This is a genomic window from Kitasatospora sp. NPDC059827 (genome assembly GCF_042731675.1).
Taxonomy (GTDB): domain Bacteria; phylum Actinomycetota; class Actinomycetes; order Streptomycetales; family Streptomycetaceae; genus Kitasatospora.
Map to the genome: position 1 here is coordinate 157,825 of NZ_JBHWIV010000006.1, position 16,094 is coordinate 173,918.

Annotated in this window: 15 protein-coding genes and 1 pseudogene; 13 read left to right on the forward strand and 3 right to left on the reverse strand. The window is 73.8% G+C overall.

The genetic code is table 11. From position 1 onward, the window contains the following. Nucleotides 1–29 precede the first annotated feature (29 nt). Together ACFV8H_RS06140 and ACFV8H_RS06145 are read left to right on the forward strand one after the other, a co-directional pair. Nucleotides 30–1,064, forward strand: coding sequence for an ABC transporter ATP-binding protein (locus ACFV8H_RS06140; RefSeq protein WP_380396872.1), 1,035 nt, complete (start codon nt 30–32; stop codon nt 1,062–1,064). A gap of 73 nt (nt 1,065–1,137) precedes the next feature. Beyond that, nucleotides 1,138–1,797 (forward strand): trimeric intracellular cation channel family protein, encoded by a 660-nt coding sequence (locus tag ACFV8H_RS06145; protein ID WP_380396874.1) that lies wholly within the window; start codon nt 1,138–1,140, stop codon nt 1,795–1,797. Here ACFV8H_RS06145 and ACFV8H_RS06150 read toward each other — a convergent pair. Then, nucleotides 1,703–2,479 (reverse strand): IclR family transcriptional regulator, encoded by a 777-nt coding sequence (locus ACFV8H_RS06150; RefSeq protein ID WP_375891539.1) that lies wholly within the window; start codon nt 2,477–2,479, stop codon nt 1,703–1,705. The genes ACFV8H_RS06145 and ACFV8H_RS06150 overlap by 95 nt on opposite strands. A 183-nt stretch (nt 2,480–2,662) precedes the next feature. Between ACFV8H_RS06150 and ACFV8H_RS06155 the strand changes: the two genes are divergently transcribed. The 5 genes from ACFV8H_RS06155 to ACFV8H_RS06175 all read left to right on the forward strand — a co-directional run bounded on the left by ACFV8H_RS06155 (nt 2,663) and on the right by ACFV8H_RS06175 (nt 7,195). After that, nucleotides 2,663–3,844 (forward strand): cysteine desulfurase family protein, encoded by a 1,182-nt coding sequence (locus ACFV8H_RS06155; protein ID WP_375891540.1) that lies wholly within the window; start codon nt 2,663–2,665, stop codon nt 3,842–3,844. An 81-nt stretch (nt 3,845–3,925) separates the two neighbouring features. After that, nucleotides 3,926–5,071 (forward strand): tRNA 2-thiouridine(34) synthase MnmA, encoded by a 1,146-nt coding sequence (gene mnmA / locus ACFV8H_RS06160; RefSeq protein ID WP_380396876.1) that lies wholly within the window; start codon nt 3,926–3,928, stop codon nt 5,069–5,071. Nucleotides 5,072–5,126: 55 nt separating this feature from the next. Beyond that, on the forward strand, nt 5,127–5,396 hold the full coding sequence (locus ACFV8H_RS06165) for a type II toxin-antitoxin system Phd/YefM family antitoxin (RefSeq protein ID WP_380396878.1): 270 nt from the start codon (nt 5,127–5,129) through the stop codon (nt 5,394–5,396). Beyond that, entirely contained in the window at nt 5,386–5,841 is a 456-nt protein-coding gene (locus ACFV8H_RS06170) for a type II toxin-antitoxin system VapC family toxin (protein WP_380396880.1), read from the forward strand. Before ACFV8H_RS06165 ends, ACFV8H_RS06170 begins: the two co-directional genes overlap by 11 nt. A 166-nt stretch (nt 5,842–6,007) precedes the next feature. Next, on the forward strand, nt 6,008–7,195 hold the full coding sequence (locus ACFV8H_RS06175; protein ID WP_380396882.1) for an alpha/beta hydrolase family protein: 1,188 nt from the start codon (nt 6,008–6,010) through the stop codon (nt 7,193–7,195). 50 nt (nt 7,196–7,245) lie between these two features. Here the strand turns inward: ACFV8H_RS06175 and ACFV8H_RS06180 are convergent, their stop codons facing one another. Together ACFV8H_RS06180 and ACFV8H_RS06185 are read right to left on the reverse strand one after the other, a co-directional pair. Continuing rightward, a complete protein-coding gene (locus ACFV8H_RS06180; RefSeq protein ID WP_380396883.1) occupies nt 7,246–7,746 on the reverse strand; it encodes a hypothetical protein in 501 nt (166 codons plus the stop codon). Nucleotides 7,747–7,754: 8 nt separating this feature from the next. Next, nucleotides 7,755–8,690: a class I SAM-dependent methyltransferase gene (locus ACFV8H_RS06185; RefSeq protein WP_380396885.1), complete on the reverse strand. Its 936-nt coding sequence runs from the start codon at nt 8,688–8,690 to the stop codon at nt 7,755–7,757. Nucleotides 8,691–8,807: 117 nt separating this feature from the next. On the opposite strand from ACFV8H_RS06185, the gene ACFV8H_RS06190 reads away from it, so the two are divergent. From ACFV8H_RS06190 to gatC, 6 genes and pseudogenes are all read left to right on the forward strand, one after another. After that, a complete protein-coding gene (locus tag ACFV8H_RS06190) occupies nt 8,808–9,332 on the forward strand; it encodes a TIGR00730 family Rossman fold protein (RefSeq protein WP_375891543.1) in 525 nt (174 codons plus the stop codon). A 13-nt stretch (nt 9,333–9,345) separates the two neighbouring features. Next, nucleotides 9,346–10,035: an SDR family oxidoreductase gene (locus tag ACFV8H_RS06195; protein WP_380396887.1), complete on the forward strand. Its 690-nt coding sequence runs from the start codon at nt 9,346–9,348 to the stop codon at nt 10,033–10,035. 109 nt (nt 10,036–10,144) lie between these two features. Further along, nucleotides 10,145–11,155 (forward strand): methionine synthase, encoded by a 1,011-nt coding sequence (locus ACFV8H_RS06200; protein ID WP_380396889.1) that lies wholly within the window; start codon nt 10,145–10,147, stop codon nt 11,153–11,155. Nucleotides 11,156–11,174: 19 nt separating this feature from the next. After that, complete coding sequence (ligA, locus tag ACFV8H_RS06205) at nt 11,175–13,463, forward strand: NAD-dependent DNA ligase LigA (RefSeq protein WP_380396891.1); 2,289 nt, start codon at nt 11,175–11,177, stop codon at nt 13,461–13,463. Nucleotides 13,464–13,848: 385 nt separating this feature from the next. Then, a pseudogene (locus tag ACFV8H_RS06210) lies at nt 13,849–15,600 on the forward strand (putative bifunctional diguanylate cyclase/phosphodiesterase); the annotation flags it as partial. Nucleotides 15,601–15,796: 196 nt separating this feature from the next. Next, nucleotides 15,797–16,093 carry an Asp-tRNA(Asn)/Glu-tRNA(Gln) amidotransferase subunit GatC gene (gene gatC / locus ACFV8H_RS06215; RefSeq protein ID WP_030057414.1) on the forward strand — a complete coding sequence of 99 codons (297 nt, stop codon included), beginning with the start codon at nt 15,797–15,799 and terminating at the stop codon, nt 16,091–16,093. Nucleotide 16,094 lies beyond the last annotated feature (1 nt).

Sequence of the window (16,094 nt, forward strand, 5' to 3'; positions counted from 1 at the left end):
GCCCCGTACCACCATTCTGGAGAGAACCGATGACGGACACTCAGGGGGCCACCATCCCTGCACCGGCGCCCGCCCCCGAGCGCGAGCCGCTGTTGAAGGTCACCGGCCTGACCCGGCACTTCCCGATCCGCGGCGGACTGCTGCGGCGCCAGACCGGCGCGGTGCGGGCCGTCGACGGCATCGACTTCACCGTCAACGCCGGCGAGACGCTGGGCGTCGTCGGCGAGTCCGGCTGCGGCAAGTCGACGATGGGGCGGCTGGTCACCCGGCTCGACGAACCCACCGGCGGGACGGTCGAGTTCGAGGGCACCGACATCACCCACCTGGGCACCGGGGCGATGCGGCCGCTGCGCCGCGACATCCAGATGATCTTCCAGGACCCGTACTCCTCGCTGAACCCGCGGCACACCGTCGGCACCATCGTCAGCGCGCCGTTCAAGCTGCAGGGGGTCCACCCCGAGGGCGGCGTCAAGAAGGCCGTCCAGGACCTGCTGGAGCTGTGCGGGCTCAGCCCCGAGCACTACAACCGCTACCCGCACGAGTTCTCCGGCGGCCAGCGCCAGCGCATCGGCATCGCCCGGGCGCTCGCGCTCAAGCCGAAGATGATCATCGCGGACGAGCCGGTCTCGGCGCTGGACGTGTCGATCCAGGCGCAGGTGGTCAACCTGCTCGACGACCTCCAGCAGGAGCTCGGCCTGACCTACCTGATCATCGCGCACGACCTCTCGGTGGTCCGGCACGTCTCCGACCGGGTGGCGGTGATGTACCTCGGCAAGATCGTCGAGATCGCCGACCGCGACTCGCTCTACCGCAGCCCGATGCACCCGTACACCACCGCCCTGATGTCGGCCGTCCCGGTGCCGGACCCGCGCCGGCGCCAGCAGGGCGGGCGCGAGCGGATCCTGCTCAAGGGCGACGTGCCCTCGCCGATCAACCCGCCCAGTGGCTGCCGGTTCCGCACCCGCTGCTGGAAGGCGCAGGACGTGTGCGCGAGCCAGGAACCGCCGCTGACGGCACTGCGGACCGGCCACCAGGTGGCGTGCCACTTCCCCGAGAACGCATAGGCGCGGCCCGAGAACCAGGCCGACTGACGCTGCGAGCGGAGGGGAAGGTTCCGCGCAGGTCATAGTTGTTCCCGTGACCTCGCAGATCTTCCCCTCCGACGTGCAGCAATCGTTGGACCTCGTCGGCATCTTCGTCTTCGCCCTCTCCGGGGCGCTGCTCGCCGTCCGCAAGAACATGGACATCTTCGGGATCTGCGTGTTGGCGGAGGTCACGGCCCTCGGCGGCGGGGTGATGCGCGACCTGGTGATCGGCGCCACCCCGGTGGCGGCGTTCACCAACCTCGGCTACTTCGTGACCCCGCTGGCCGCCGGCCTCGTGGTGTTCTTCCTGCACCCCGAGGTCGAGCGGATCAACCGCTCCGTGCAGACCCTGGACGCCCTCGGCCTCGGCCTGTTCTGCGTCACCGGCACCGCCAAGGCGCACGACTACGGGCTCGGCGCCGTCGCCTCGATCGCGCTCGGCATGGTGACGGCGGCCGGCGGCGGGGTGATCCGCGACGTGCTGGCCGGGGAGATCCCCTCGCTGCTGCGCTGGGACCGCGAGATCTACGCCGTCCCGGCCCTGGTCGGCGCCGCCCTGGTGGCCGTGCTGATCGGGGCCGACCGGCTCACCGGCGCCACCGGCACCGCCGCCGCGCTCACCGCCTTCGTCCTGCGGATGCTCGCCCTGAAGTACGGCTGGCGTGCCCCGCGGGCCTGGCACCGCAACGGTTCTCGCACCAGCGAGGAGTAGGCGAGCCGCCGCAGGCCAGCGAGATCGCCTCGGCCGTGCAGAGCAGCTCCGGCAGCATCCGGGCCAGCTCGGCCGGCGGCACCTGGCCGGCCGGGGCGCTCAGCGCGCAGGCCGCGACCGTCCGCCCGCCGCTGCCCGCCACCGGCGCGGCCACGCAGGTCACCGGCTCCCGGTGCTCGGCCGACTCGGCCGCCCAGCCCCGGCGGCGCACCGCCGCCAGCTCGGCCGGCAGCTCCTCCTCGCGGACGCCGTCCTCCGGCAGCCCGGCGAGCAGCACCCGCCCGACGGCCGTCCCGGTCACCGGGGCGCGGCGCCCGATCCGCGGCGGCCGGGCGGCCGAGGGCGCGGCCACCTCGTCCAGGTAGAGCACCTCGCCGTCGTGCAGCACGGCCAGCTGGACGGTGTAGCCGCAGCGCGCGTTCAGCGCGGCCAGGTACGGCGCGGCGACCTGCCGGACGTCGAAGTCCTCCAGCGCCCGGTGCGCCAGCGACAGCACCCGGCCGCCGACCCGGTAGCGCAGGTCGGGCTGGCGCCGGACGAACCCGTGCTCCTCCAGGGTGCGCAGCAGCCGCAGCGCGGTGGACTTGTGCACCCCGAGGCTGCTCGCGGCCTGCTCCAGCGAGAGCGGCCCGTCGCCGAGCGAACCGAGCAGGGTCAGCGCGCGGTCGACCGACTGCGACATGGCGCCCCCTGGAACGCTGGAACCCGATGGAGAAGTGGCCGTCAGGCTAACCGCTGGGCGGCGCAGTGGTACAAACCAGTGCCGGACGCTGGCGTCCGCCGGCCGCGGCCGTGGCCGGATCGGTGCGCACCCGGGCCCGGGCCTGGTGGGGCCCCGGGGCATGCCCTCTACAATCGGATGGTTATGCCATACCTGGACCATGCGGCGACCACGCCGATGCTGCCCGAGGCGATCGCCGCGATGTCGGCGCACCTGGGGGTGGTCGGCAACGCCTCGTCCCTGCACGCGGCCGGCCGCCGGGCCCGCCGGGTGGTCGAGGAGTCCCGCGAGTCGCTGGCCGAATCGCTGGGCGCCCGCCCGAGCGAGATCGTGCTCACCGGCGGCGGCACGGAATCCGACAACCTGGCGGTCAAGGGCCTCTACTGGGCCCGCCGGGACGCCGACCCGGCCCGCACCCGGGTGCTGTCCAGCCCGGTCGAGCACCACGCCGTGCTGGACGCGGTGCACTGGCTCTCCGAGCACGAGGGCGCGACGGTCGAGTACCTGCCGGTGGACGCCCTGGGCCGGGTGCACCCCGGGGCGCTGCGCGCCGCGATCGAGCGCGACCCCGGCTCCGTCGCCCTGGTCACCGTGATGTGGGCCAACAACGAGGTCGGCACCGTCCAGCCGGTGCGCGAACTCGCCGCCGTGGCGGCCGAGTACGGCATCCCGATGCACGCCGACGCGGTGCAGGCGCTCGGTCAGGTCCCGGTCTCCTTCGCCGACTCCGGCCTCACCGCGCTCACCGTCACCGGGCACAAGATCGGCGGCCCGTTCGGCATCGGCGCCCTGCTGCTCTCCCGCGGCGCCACGCCCGTACCGCTGCTGCACGGCGGCGGCCAGGAGCGCGACGTGCGCTCCGGCACCCTGGACGCCCCCGCCGCCGCCGGCTTCGCGGCCGCCGCCGCGCTGGCCGTCGAACGGCGCGAGGAGCACGCGGTGACGCTCGGCGCGCTGCGCGACGAACTGGTCGCCGGGGTGGCCGCGGCCGTCCCGGACGCGGTGCTCAACGGCGACCCGGCGGGGGAGGGGCGGCTGCCCGCCAACGCCCACTACTCCTTCCCCGGCTGCGAGGGCGACGCGCTGCTGATGCTGCTCGACGCCCAGGGCATCGAGTGCTCCACCGGTTCGGCCTGCTCGGCCGGGGTGCCGCAGCCCAGCCACGTGCTGCTCGCGATGGGCGTCGACCCGCTGCTGGCCCGCGCCTCGCTGCGGTTCTCGCTCGGGCACACCTCGGTGCGCGAGGACGTCACGGCGCTGGTGGCGGCCATCGGCCCCGCGGTGCAGCGGGCCCGCAACGCGGGGCTGGCCTCCGTACGGCGGTAGGGGTCCCCGTCGAACTCCGGGGCCCTCCCCGAACTCCGGGGCCCCGGGCATGTCCGGCGGCCCCGTAGGCTTGTACTCACCATGACTGACTTCCCGGGTGCCCCGACCACTCCGTCCACCGGCCGCCTGCGCGTGCTCGCGGCGATGTCCGGCGGGGTCGACTCCGCCGTCGCCGCCGCCCGCGCCGTCGAAGCGGGGCACGAGGTGACGGGCGTGCACCTGGCGCTGTCCGCCAACCCGCAGTCCTTCCGCACCGGCGCGCGCGGCTGCTGCACCATCGAGGACTCCCGGGACGCCTGGCGCGCCGCCGACGTGATCGGCATCCCCTTCTACGTCTGGGACCTCGCCGAGCGCTTCCGCGAGGACGTGATCGACGACTTCGTCGCCGAGTACGCGGCCGGGCGGACCCCGAACCCCTGCCTGCGCTGCAACGAGAAGATCAAGTTCGCCGCGCTGCTGGACAAGGCGATCGCCCTCGGCTTCGACGCCGTCTGCACCGGCCACTACGCCCGCGTCGTCGACCGGCCGGACGGCTCGCGCGAGCTGCACCGCGCCGTGGACGCCGCCAAGGACCAGTCCTACGTCCTCGGCGTACTCGACGCCGACCAGCTCGCCCACTCCCTCTTCCCGCTCGGCGACACCACCAAGGACGCCATCCGGGCCGAGGCCGAGCAGCGCGGCCTGGCCGTCGCCAAGAAGCCCGACAGCCACGACATCTGCTTCATCGCCGACGGCGACACCCAGGGCTTCCTGGCGCAGCACCTCGGCACCGCCACCGGCGACATCCTCGACGTGGACGGCACCAAGCTCGGCGAGCACGACGGCGCCTACGGCTTCACCATCGGCCAGCGCAAGGGCCTGCGGATCGGCCGCCCGGCCGCCGACGGCAAGCCGCGCTACGTCCTCGACATCTCCCCGGTGAACAACACCGTCACCGTCGGCCCGGTCGAGGGCCTGGACGTCACCGCCCTGACCGCCATCCGCCCCCGCTGGTGCGGCACCGAGCCCCTGGTCGACGGCCGCTACACCGCCCAGCTGCGCGCCCACGGCGAGGAGGTGCCGGTCGCCGCCTCGGTCGTCGACGACACCCTCCACGTCCGCCTCGACACCCCGGCCCGCGGCATCGCCCCCGGCCAGGCCGTCGTCCTCTACGACGGCACCCGCGTCATCGGCTCCGCCACCATCGCCACCACCGAGCGCCCGGCGGCGCACCCCGTCGGGAGCTGACCGGATCGGTTCGAACGCCGTGCTGCACCGACATGTCGGCCCCTACGCTGGAGGCATGTCAGTGCAACCCGAGATCAGCCAGCGGGACCTGCGCAGCAGGCCCGAGGAGATCATGGACGCCGTCCAGGCCGGGCAGTCCTTCACCGTGACCAGGGACGGGCACCGGATCGGCGAGCTGATCCCGCTCAGGCGCCGTCGCCGGTTCGTTTCCCGGGCCGAATTCTCGGCCATGTCGCGCAGCGCTCCGGACCTGTCCCTGGAGGCCTTCCGGGCCGACCAGGAGGCCACGGCCGAGCAGTGGGCGGACGGCCGCCATGGCTCCTGAGCACCAGCAGGGCCTGCTCGACACCAACATCATGATCCTGCGCAAGTGGGTGGACCCGGCCGAACTTCCGGCCGAGATGGCCATCAGCGCCATCACCCTCGCCGAACTCTCCGCCGGACCGCACGAGGTCCGGCGGAACGAGGACCAGAACGACTACGACGAGCACGCCGAACGGGCCCGGCGCCTCGATGTGCTCCAGCGGGCCGAGAACGAGTTCGACCCGATTCCCTTCGATGCCGAAGCGGCTCGGATCTACGGTCGGGTCTGCGCCGCAGTGGTCGGGTCCGGGCGCAAGCCCAGGCGCCGGGTGGCGGACCTGATGATCGCGGCGATCGCGATCGCCGAGGAGCTGCCCCTGTTCACCACGAACCCCGACGACTTCAAGGGCCTCGAAGGGATCCTCACGGTGGTCCCGGTGACCAGGCCGCTGGTCGAGCACGCCTGAGGCCCGGTCGCCACCACCGAACGCCCGGCGGCGGCGCGGGTCTGAGGGGGTCACGGGGGGTGTCATCCGGAGGGATGACGGGGCTGGGCCGGGGGGATGAGCGGGGCCGGAGAGGGCATTCGGGCGGCTGATCCGGGGGTCGGGGCGCGGACCTACCGTCGGGGACATGACCCGAATCCGCCGCATCGCGGCTGTCGCAGCGCTCGTTCTCGCCCTTCCGCTCCCGCTGGCCGGGGCCGCGTCGGCCGCGCCTTCGCCCGTGCCCGCGTCCGCCGCTGTCGCCGGGCAGGCGCCGGCCACCGCCGCCTTCCACGGCGAGCTGCCCGCCCCGAGCGGGCGGTACGCGGCCGGGGAGGAGGTGCTGCGGCTGACCGACCGCAGCCGCACCGATCCGTGGGTGCCCTCCGCCGGGCCGCGGCAGCTGGCCGTGTCGATGTTCTACCCGGCCCGGCAGGGCACCGGGGCGCCGGCCCCGTACATGACCCCCGGCGAGGCGCAGGGCTTCCTGGCGACCCGGGTGCCGGCCGGCACCGGGCTCACGGCGCAGGACCTGGTCGACGTCGACACCCACGCCTACACCGGGGCGAAGGCCGCGGGCGGGAGGTTCCCGCTGGTGGTGCTCTCCCCGGGCTTCGAGAACCCGCGCGCCACGCTGACCGGCCTGGCGACCGACCTGGCCGCCCACGGCTACGTGGTGGCGCTGGTCGGCCACACCTACGAGGATTCCGGTGAGACGCTCGCCGACGGCAGCACCCCTGGCTGCGCGCTGTGCGACACCGGTGCGCCGGACTCGCTGCCGGACAGCCGGGCGAAGGACGTCTCCTTCGTCCTGGACCAGCTGACCGGGCAGCACCCGGTGTGGCGCCTGTCCCACCTGATCGACCGGGACCGGATCGGCATGGCCGGGCACTCGATCGGCGGCGCGTCGACGCTCAACGCGATGGCCGAGGACCGGCGGATCCTGGCCGGGGTGAACATGGACGGCACCTTCTGGGCGCCGATCCCGACCGACACGCTCAAGGGCCGCTCGTTCCTGCTGCTCGGGAAGGACAGCAACCACTCCACGAACGGCGGGGACACCTCCTGGGCGCAGACCTGGGCGGGCTGGCAGGGCTACAAGCCCTGGCTGACCGTCGCCGGCACCAACCACGCGAGCTTCACGGACGTCACCGTGCTGGCCGCCGAGGCCGGCCTCCCCGCCCCCGCGGGGTCGACCACCTCGCCGGAGCGCGGGATGCAGCTGACCCGGGAGTACGTCGGGGCCTTCTTCGACCGGACCCTCAAGGGCCTCCACCAGCCCCTGCTGGACGGCCCGTCGGCGGCGAACCCGGAGGTGCTCTTCCAGCACCCGTGACCGTCCTTCGGGGCCTGCTGCGACCGGGCCGCCCGGTCACAGCAGGCCCCTTACTGCACCCGCCGGTACCAGCGCCGGTGCACCAGGGGTTCGACGCCCAGCATGGCGGTGCCCGCGATCGCGCCGACCACCAGGCCGGACGCACCGCCGCCGCCCAGGACCGCGCTGAGGCAGGCGGCGGCGACGGCGAGCGGGCGCAGCAGGGTGAGCGGGCCGAGGCCGATGACCATGGCGAGCGTGCTGGCGCGGAACGGCAGGGCGAAGTAGGCGGCGAGGGAGAGCAGTACGGCAGCGGCGTAGGGGATGAGCGGGAGCAGGTACCCGTCGCCGCCGGCGGCCAGGGTGGCATAGGCTCCGGCCCGGTCGGTCGCCGTCAGCAGCAGCAGGGCGGCGGTCAGCGCGGGGGCGAGCAGCAGGAGGGCCCCGACGGCCAGCCCGCGCAGGGCGGCCCGGGCCGCGGCCCGGTGTTTGCGGATGCGGGCGTCGCGTCCGGCGTAGGCGCGGAAGCCGCTGCACGTCGCGTCGACCAGGCCGAGGAACGCGAGGGGCACGGCGGGCGTCATCGGGTGGCCCCGGCGAGGTGCTCCGGGCCCACCAGGCGGCGGGCGGCCCGGCCGAGGGTCCGGCGCAGCGGCGCCTCCAAGGGTGGGCGCACACCGATGACCGGGCGCAGTGTGGTGCAGAACGGGTTCGACAGGCCGCGTGGTTCGTACACCAGCGCGCGCATCCCGGGTGCCGAGGCGGCGCGCAGCAGCAGTTCGTCGCTGTGCGCGCGCAGCGCGGAGACGACGCCGTCGTGGCGGCCGAGCGGGTGGCGCATCCGGGCGAGGTGGAAGATCCAGGCGCCGACGGGTGCCAGTCGGGTCGAGGCGATGTCGAAGTGGCAGAAGGCGAGCGCCGGTGAGGCGGCCTGGGCCCGGAAGAACTCGGTCAGGGCCGGACCACGGAAGTGGTGGAGGACGCCGGTGGAGACGTAGACCGTTGCGGCCTCCGGCAGTTCGAAGGCGTTCCCGTGCACGAAACGGCAGTCGAGCCCCTCGGCGCGGGCGAGGCGGTCCGCCTCGCCGACCAGCGCGGCGTTGAGATCGACCCCGACCAGTTCGACGTCGGGGCCCAGGGCGTCGGTGGCCGCCAGCCAGCGGACCAGGTAGCCGAGACCGCACCCGATGTCGACCAGGCGGTACGGCCCGGGCTGCCCGGTGGCCGTCCGGATCGCGGTGAAGAGCGGACCGAGTACGTGGACCAGGCGTTCGCCGATGCGCAGTTCCTCGCTCAACTGCTGGAGTTCGGTGTGCACGCTGATCAGCAGGCGGTCCACGGCATCGGGGTCGAGTGCGCCGTCCCGGTCGGTGGGCAGCCCGGCGACGATCCGGGCCGCGCGCCCGTCGCCGCTCTCGCGCAGCTGCCGGACGACGTCGTCGCGCCGGACCGGGAGCCGTCGGCCGTCGCGCGGGTCCACGGCCGTGATCAGGTCGGATATCTCGAGGTGGCGCACGGACAGCACCCTAGGGGTTGCGGGGAGCCGTGAGTAAGGAGGGAGCCGTGGGTAAGGAGGGAGCCGTGGTAAAGCCGGTGAGCGGCGGCGGACGGACGTGATAGACCGGACGGCATCATGAACATCTGCGTCTTCTGCTCCGCGTACTCGCTCGACGACCGCTACTCCGCCCCCGCCGCCGAATTCGCCCGGCTGCTCGGGGAGGGCGGGCACACCCTGGTCTGGGGCGGCTCCAACGCCGGCCTGATGGGCCTGCTCGCCGACGAGGTGAAGGCGGCCGGCGGCCGACTCGTCGGCGTGCTGGTCGAGATGCTCAGGCACAAGGGCTACGACGGCGCCGACGAGCTGGTGATGACCGCCGATCTGGCCGAGCGCAAGCGGGAGTTGGCCGCCCGGGCGGACGCCGTCGTGGTGCTGGTCGGCGGGCTGGGCACGATGGACGAGGTCACCGAGGTGCTGGAGCTCAAGAAGCACGGGATCTTCGACAAGCCGGTCGTCCTGCTGGACACCGAGGGCTTCTACACGGGCCTGCGCACCCAGCTGGAGCGGATGGACGCCGAGGGCTTCCTGCCGCGGCCGCTGGCCGAGCTGGTCGGCTTCGCCGACACGCCGGCCGAGGTCTTCGCGCTGCTCAAGGCCTGAGAGGATCGGGACCATGGCTGCACACCTGATCACCGGTGCCGGTTCCGGCATCGGCGCCGTCCTGACCGAGAAGCTCGCCGAGCGCGGGGACGAACTCTGGCTGCTCGCCCGGGACGCCCGGCGGGCCGGCCAGCTGCGGGACCGCTTCCCCGGCGCCCGCACTCTGGTCGGCGACCTCGGCGACCCCGCCAAGCTCTCCTGGGCCTTCGGGCACCAGGCCCTGCCCGTCGAGCTGGACTCCGTCCTGCACGTGGCCGGCGCGGTGGAGCTGGGCACGGTGGGCGACCTGCCGGTGAAGGCCTGGCAGGACACCCTGAACGTCAACCTGGTCGCCCCCGCCGAGCTGACCCGGCTGCTGCTGCCCTCGCTGCGCCTGGCCAAGGGCCACGTGGTGTTCGTCAACTCCGGCGCCGGCCTCACCGCCCACGCCGAGTGGTCGGCCTACGCGGCCAGCAAGCACGGGCTCAAGGCGCTCGCCGACGCGCTGCGCCAGGAGGAGCACGGGAACGGCGTGCGGGTCACCTCGGTCTACCCGGGCCGCACCGCCACCGCGATGCAGGCCAAGGTGCACCAGCAGGAGGGCAAGGAGTACGACGCCGCCCGCTGGATCGAGCCGGAGTCCGTCGCGAAGGCCGTCCTGGCCGCCCTGGACGCCTCCCGGGACGCCGAGATCACCGACATCACCGTCCGCCCCGGCCGCTGACCGACGGCGCTGACCGTTGTCGCGACGCCGTCGACCCGACGGCGCTGACCGATGGCGCTGACCGGGACACCGGCGAACGTCGGCGGCGCCGCGCACTAGGCTCGGACGGGTGAGCACCGGACACCCCTTCCCCGACCTGCGCGGCGCCGCCACCGGCGTCGGCTCGCTGCCCGGCACCGACGCCCGGGAGGCCGCCAGGACCTCCACCGGGGCGCTGGAGCAGCTGCCGTTCCTGCCCGAACTGCCCGCCCGCGGGCCGGGCGCCGACATGATCGGCCGCAGCGCCGGCCTGCTGGTCGAACTCTTCGCGCAGACCGAGCCCAGCGGCTGGCGGTTCGCCGACCGCCCCGGCCGGGACACCCGCCGCGCCCACTCCTGGCTCGGCGAGGACCTGGACGCCCTGGAGGAGTTCACCCAGGGGTACCGGGGGGCGCTCAAGCTCCAGGCCGTCGGCCCCTGGACGCTGGCGGCCGCCATCGAGCTCAAGCACGGCGAGAAGGCGCTCGCCGACCCCGGCGCCTGCCGGGACGTCGCCGGCTCGCTCACCGAGGGGCTGCGCCGCCACCTCGCCGAGGTCCGCAAGCGCGTGCCGGGGGCCGAGGTGGTGTTCCAGCTGGACGAGCCCTCGCTGCCCGCCGTGCTGGCCGGGTCGGTGCGGACCGCCAGCGGCTTCCAGCGGCTGCGCGCCGTCGACCGGCAGGTCGCCGAGGAGGTGCTGCGCGAGCTGATCCGCGGCCTGGACGCGCCGGTCGTGGTGCACTCCTGCGCGCCGGAGGTGCCGGTGCCGCTGCTGCGCCGGGCCGGAGTCGCCGGGATCTCGCTGGACTTCTCGCTCCTCACCGAGCGCCAGGACGACGACCTGGGCGAGGCGGTGGAGGGCGGCACGGCGATCCTCGCCGGTGTCGTGCCCTCCGTTGACCAGGCGGTGTCCGACCCGGCCGGTAGTGTCCAGGGGATCAGGACCTTGTGGCGCAGGCTCGGGTTCGCTCCGGAGCTGCTGGGCCGCCGCGTGCTGGTGACGCCGACCTGCGGGCTCGCCGGGGCCTCCCCTGCCTACGCGCGCACGGCGCTGCAGCTCGCTGCGCGGGCGGCGCAGAGCCTGGTGGACAACCCGGAATGAGAACGTAGGAGGGCTTGCGGTGACGGCTGTCGAGGGCTGGGAGGACGTCCCGGCGGAGGTGCGCCGGCGGCACGCCGAGCTGGCGCAGGAGATCACCGACCACCGCGCCCGGTACTACGAGCAGGACGCGCCGGTCGTCAGCGACGCCGAGTTCGACGCGCTGATGCGCGAGCTGGAGGGGCTGGAGGCCGAGCACCCGGCCCTGGTGACGCCGGAGTCGCCGACCCAGCGGGTCGGCGGCGCCCCCACCGCGCTGTTCGCCGCCGTCGAGCACCGCGAGCGGCTGCTCAGCCTGGACAACGCGATGGACGACGAGGAGCTCGGCGCCTGGGCGGACCGGGTCGCCACCGAGCTGCACGGCATCGAGTACCACTACCTGTGCGAGCTCAAGGTGGACGGCCTGGCCGTCAACCTCACCTACGAGAACGGCCAGTTGGTGCAGGCGGCGACCCGCGGCGACGGCCGGGTCGGCGAGGACATCACCGCCAACGTCCGCACCATCAAGGAGATCCCGCACCGGCTCAAGGGCGACGACCTCCCGGCGCTGGTGGAGATCCGCGGCGAGGTCTACTTCCCGACCGAGGAGTTCGACGCGCTCAACGCCTCGTTCGCGGCGGAGAACGAGCGCCGCCGGCAGGAGAACGAGGAGCGCGCCGAGGAGGGCAAGCGGCCCCGGGCGATGATCCGGCTGTTCATGAACCCCCGCAACGCCGCCGCCGGCTCGCTGCGCCAGAAGGACCCGCACGTCACCGCCTCCCGCCCGCTGCACATGGTGGTGCACGGCATCGGCGCCCGGGTCGGCTTCGACATCGACAACCAGTCGCACGCCTACCGGCTGCTGCACGACTGGGGCCTGCCCACCGCCCGGCACAACAAGGTGGTCGGCACGCTGGCCGAAGTGCGGGACTTCATCAAGTACTTCGGCGAGCAGCGGCACTCGGTCGAGCACGAGATCGACGGCGTCGTGGTCAAGGTGGACGAGATCGCCCTCCAGGGCCGGCTCGGCGCCACCTCCAAGTCCCCGCGCTGGGCGATCGCCTGGAAGTACCCGCCGGAGGAGGTCACCGGCAAGCTGGCCGAGATCAAGGTCGGCGTCGGGCGCACCGGCCGGGCCACCCCGTACGCGGTGCTGGCCGAGCCGGTGAAGGTGGCCGGCTCGATGGTGCAGTACGCGACGCTGCACAACCAGGACGTGGTCAAGGCCAAGGACGTCCTGCTCGGCGACACCGTGGTGCTGCGCAAGGCCGGCGACGTCATCCCGGAGATCCTCGGCCCGGTCTACGACCTGCGGGACGGCACCGAGCAGGCCTTCGTGATGCCCTCGCACTGCCCGGAGTGCGCCGCCGAGCTGCGCCCGATGTCCGAGGGGGACATCGACCTGCGCTGCCCGAACGCCCAGCACTGCCCGGCCCAGATCCGGGAGCGGATCGCCTTCCTCGGCGGCCGGCAGTGCCTGGACGTCGAGGGGCTGGGCTACGTCGCGGCGACCGCGCTGACCCAGCCGCTGGAGCCGGCCGAGGCCCCGGTGCACAACGAGGGGGACGTCTTCGGGCTGACGGCGGAGCAGCTGCTGCCGATCAAGGTGCTGGTGCGCGACCAGAAGACCGGCATGCCCAAGCTGGACGACCGGACGGGCAAGGAGAAGGAGGTCTTCTTCTTCGCCACGACCAAGGGCGAGCCGAAGAAGTCGCTGCAGACCCTGCTGGACAACCTGGAGGGGGCGAAGGACCGCCCGCTCTGGCGCTTCCTGAACGGCCTGTCGATCCGGCACGTGGGCCCGGTGGCGGCGCAGGAGCTGGCGCGCGAGTTCCGTGACCTGGACCGGGTCTTCTCGGCCACCGAGGAGGAGCTGGCGGCGGTCGAGGGCGTGGGCCCGACCATCGCCCGCTCGATCCGGGAGTGGTTCGAGGAGGAGTGGCACCGGGAGATCCTGGAGAAGTGGCGGGCCGCCGGGGTCCGTTTCGTCGAGGAGTTCGCGGACGAGGAGGAGGCGGAGCGCCCGCTGGAGGGCCTGACCGTGGTCGTCACCGGGACGCTGGCGGGCCACACCCGGGACGGCGCCAAGGAGGCGCTGACCTCGCGTGGAGCGAAGGTGACCGGTTCGGTTTCGAAGAAGACCGACTTCGTGGTCGCCGGTGATAACCCAGGGTCCAAGTATGACAAGGCAGTTCAGCTCGGCCTGCCGGTCCTGGACGACGCGGGCTTCGCGGTGCTGCTCGCCGACGGACCGTCTGCCGCCCGCGCCCACCTGGGACTTCCGGAGCCCGCCGTGGTGGAGGAGGCCGTCGAGGCACCCGCGGAGGGCTGACCCCGGGCGGACCCGAGCGGCCGCCGGCCGGATCCGGGTTGTTATCGTCCTGATGCGGCGTCACCGGGTGCCGTCCGGTGAAAGCGGGCATTGTGTCACTGTGCGACACCCGGGCGCGGTGGCGCGTTTCCGGTTGTCCGAAAGTCTGCCCACCGGGGAGGCCCCGGCATACCCTGGAGCGCAACAGAGTGTCAGCAGGAGTGGGGGCACCGGCCGAGCCGGTGCTCCTCGGGGTCGCTCCATGCCCGGCAGCTGTCGGTACCGGCACGGTGCCTCACCGTAAGGCGGCCTGACGGGGCGGGCCCGACGGAGGACAGGGCTTATGGATCGTTCGACCGGCGGCGCGCCCACACGCCCGCCGCAGGGGGTGGCAGGTGCGGTCCTGCTGCTCGGCGTGCTGCTGGCCGGAGCCGCGCCGCTCATCCCGCTGGCCGTCCTGGTCTACCGGTTCGAACCCGAACTGCTGCCGCTGTTCGCGGTACCGCTGGCCGTCCTGGTGGCGGCCTGGCGGATCGCCCGGGACCGGGCCCGCGACCAGCTGACCGATCCCCTGACGGATCTGCCCAACCGTCAGGCCTTGCTGCTGGCCGCCCAGGAGGCGATCGTCGAGCGCGAGGAAGGGTACAGCGTCGGCCTCATCCTGCTTGACCTCGACCGCTTCCGATCACTCAACGACACACTTGGTCATACGGCCGGTGACCGCCTCCTGGTTCACATCGCCCGCCGACTGCACCGGGCGCTGCGTTCCGGCGGCCCGGCCGGCAGCGCCACCCGGGAGTCCATCGACGACGTCTTCGCCGGCCTGCCCCGGCACTACCGGCGCGGACGCCCCATGGTGGCCCGGATGGGCGGCGACGAGTTCGCCGTCCTGCTCCCCGGCATCAACTGCCCCGACAGCCTGGAGCGGGTCGCCAAGGCCCTGATCGCCGAACTCGCCGCGCCGATCCGGCTGGACGGCCTGCTGCTGGTGCTGGAGGCCAGCGCCGGCGTCTGCGTCTACCCGCAGGGCGCCCAGGACGCCGAGTCGCTGCTGCGCCGCGCCGACGTGGCGATGGGCCACGCCCAGCGCGAGTGCAGCGGGGTCGCCCAGTACGACGAGACCCAGGACGCCGACACCCCGTACCGGATCGGCCTGCTCGGGGACCTCCGCCGGGCCCTGGAGACCGGCGAGGTGCAGCTGCACTACCAGCCGAAGGTGGCCTTCGACGGCCGGGTGGTCGGCCTGGAGGCCCTGCTGCGCTGGGAGCGGCCCGGGCAGGGGAAGGTCTCCCCGGACGAGTTCGTCGGGCTCGCCGAGTCCAGCGGACTGATGCCCCGGCTCACCGACTACGTGCTGGAGGCGGCGGTCGGCCAGCTCGCCTACTGGCGCGAGCAGGGCCTCCAGGTGCAGGTCGCGGTCAACGTCTCGCCGCGCGACGTGCTCAACCCCGGCTTCGCCCAGCGCGTCGCCGGGCACCTGGTCCGCCACCAGGTGCCGGCCCACGCGCTCCAGCTGGAGATCACCGAGCGGCTGCTGCTGGACGACTCCCGGCGCGCCGCCGACACCCTGGCGGAACTGCGCGGCTACGGCGTCGGGATGTCCCTGGACGACTTCGGCACCGGGCACTCCTCGCTGGTGCGGCTGCGCAGCCTGCCGGTCGGCGAGCTCAAGATCGACCGCTCCTTCGTCTCCCGGATGGTCGCCGACGACCACGACGCGGCGGTGGTCCGCTGCTCGGTCGAGCTGGCCCACTCGCTCGGCCTGACCGTGGTCGCCGAGGGCGTCGAGGACGACGAGACCTGGGAGCGGCTGCACTGCATGGGCGTGGACGCCGTCCAGGGCTGGCTGGTGTCCGCCGCGCTGCCCGCCGAGCAGGCCACCGCCTGGCTGCGGGTGCACCGCACCACCGGCGCCCCGACGGTGGAGCGGCTCGGCGCGCCGCCGCAGCTCCCGTCGATCATCAGGCCGGTCGACCGCGCCGCCGCGGTCAAGCCGGCCGACCGGCCCTCCCCGCTGTCGCCGGTGCTGCCGCCGACCCTCCCGCCGGTGCTGCCGCCCGCCCTGCAGGCCGGGCAGCGCGGCCAGGCGCTGCCCGCCGCGCAGATCGGCTTCCAGACGCCGGGCGCGCAGGGTTGGGCCCGTACCGGGCCGCAGTAGCGGCGGGGGTGACGGGGGCGACGGGGACGGTAACGGGGCCGCAGGTCCACTCGTTGGCCGGTGGCCGGGCCGGGCCCCATAGGATGGGGTCCAAAGACCACGAGGACGGAGCGCCGAACCCGGCTGCTCCTGCCCGGGCCCGGCACCGCCGCAGGCGTCGCCGGGTCTCACCAGAACTCACCCTGAGGATCGCTGCATGCCTGGCATCACGCGCGAGGAGGTCGCCCACCTCGCCCGGCTGTCGCGTCTTGAGCTGAAGCCCGAAGAGCTGGACCACTTCGCCGAGCAGCTCGACGTGATCATCGGCGCGGTCGCCCGCGTTTCCGAGGTCGCCGGACAGGACGTCCCGCCGACCTCCCACCCGCTGCCGCTGACCAACGTCATGCGCGCGGACGAGGTGCGACCGTCGCTGACCCCGGAGCAGGCGCTGTCCGGCGCCCCCGCCGCCGAGGAGCAGCGTTTCCGTGTGCCGCAGATCCTCGGGGAGGACTGAC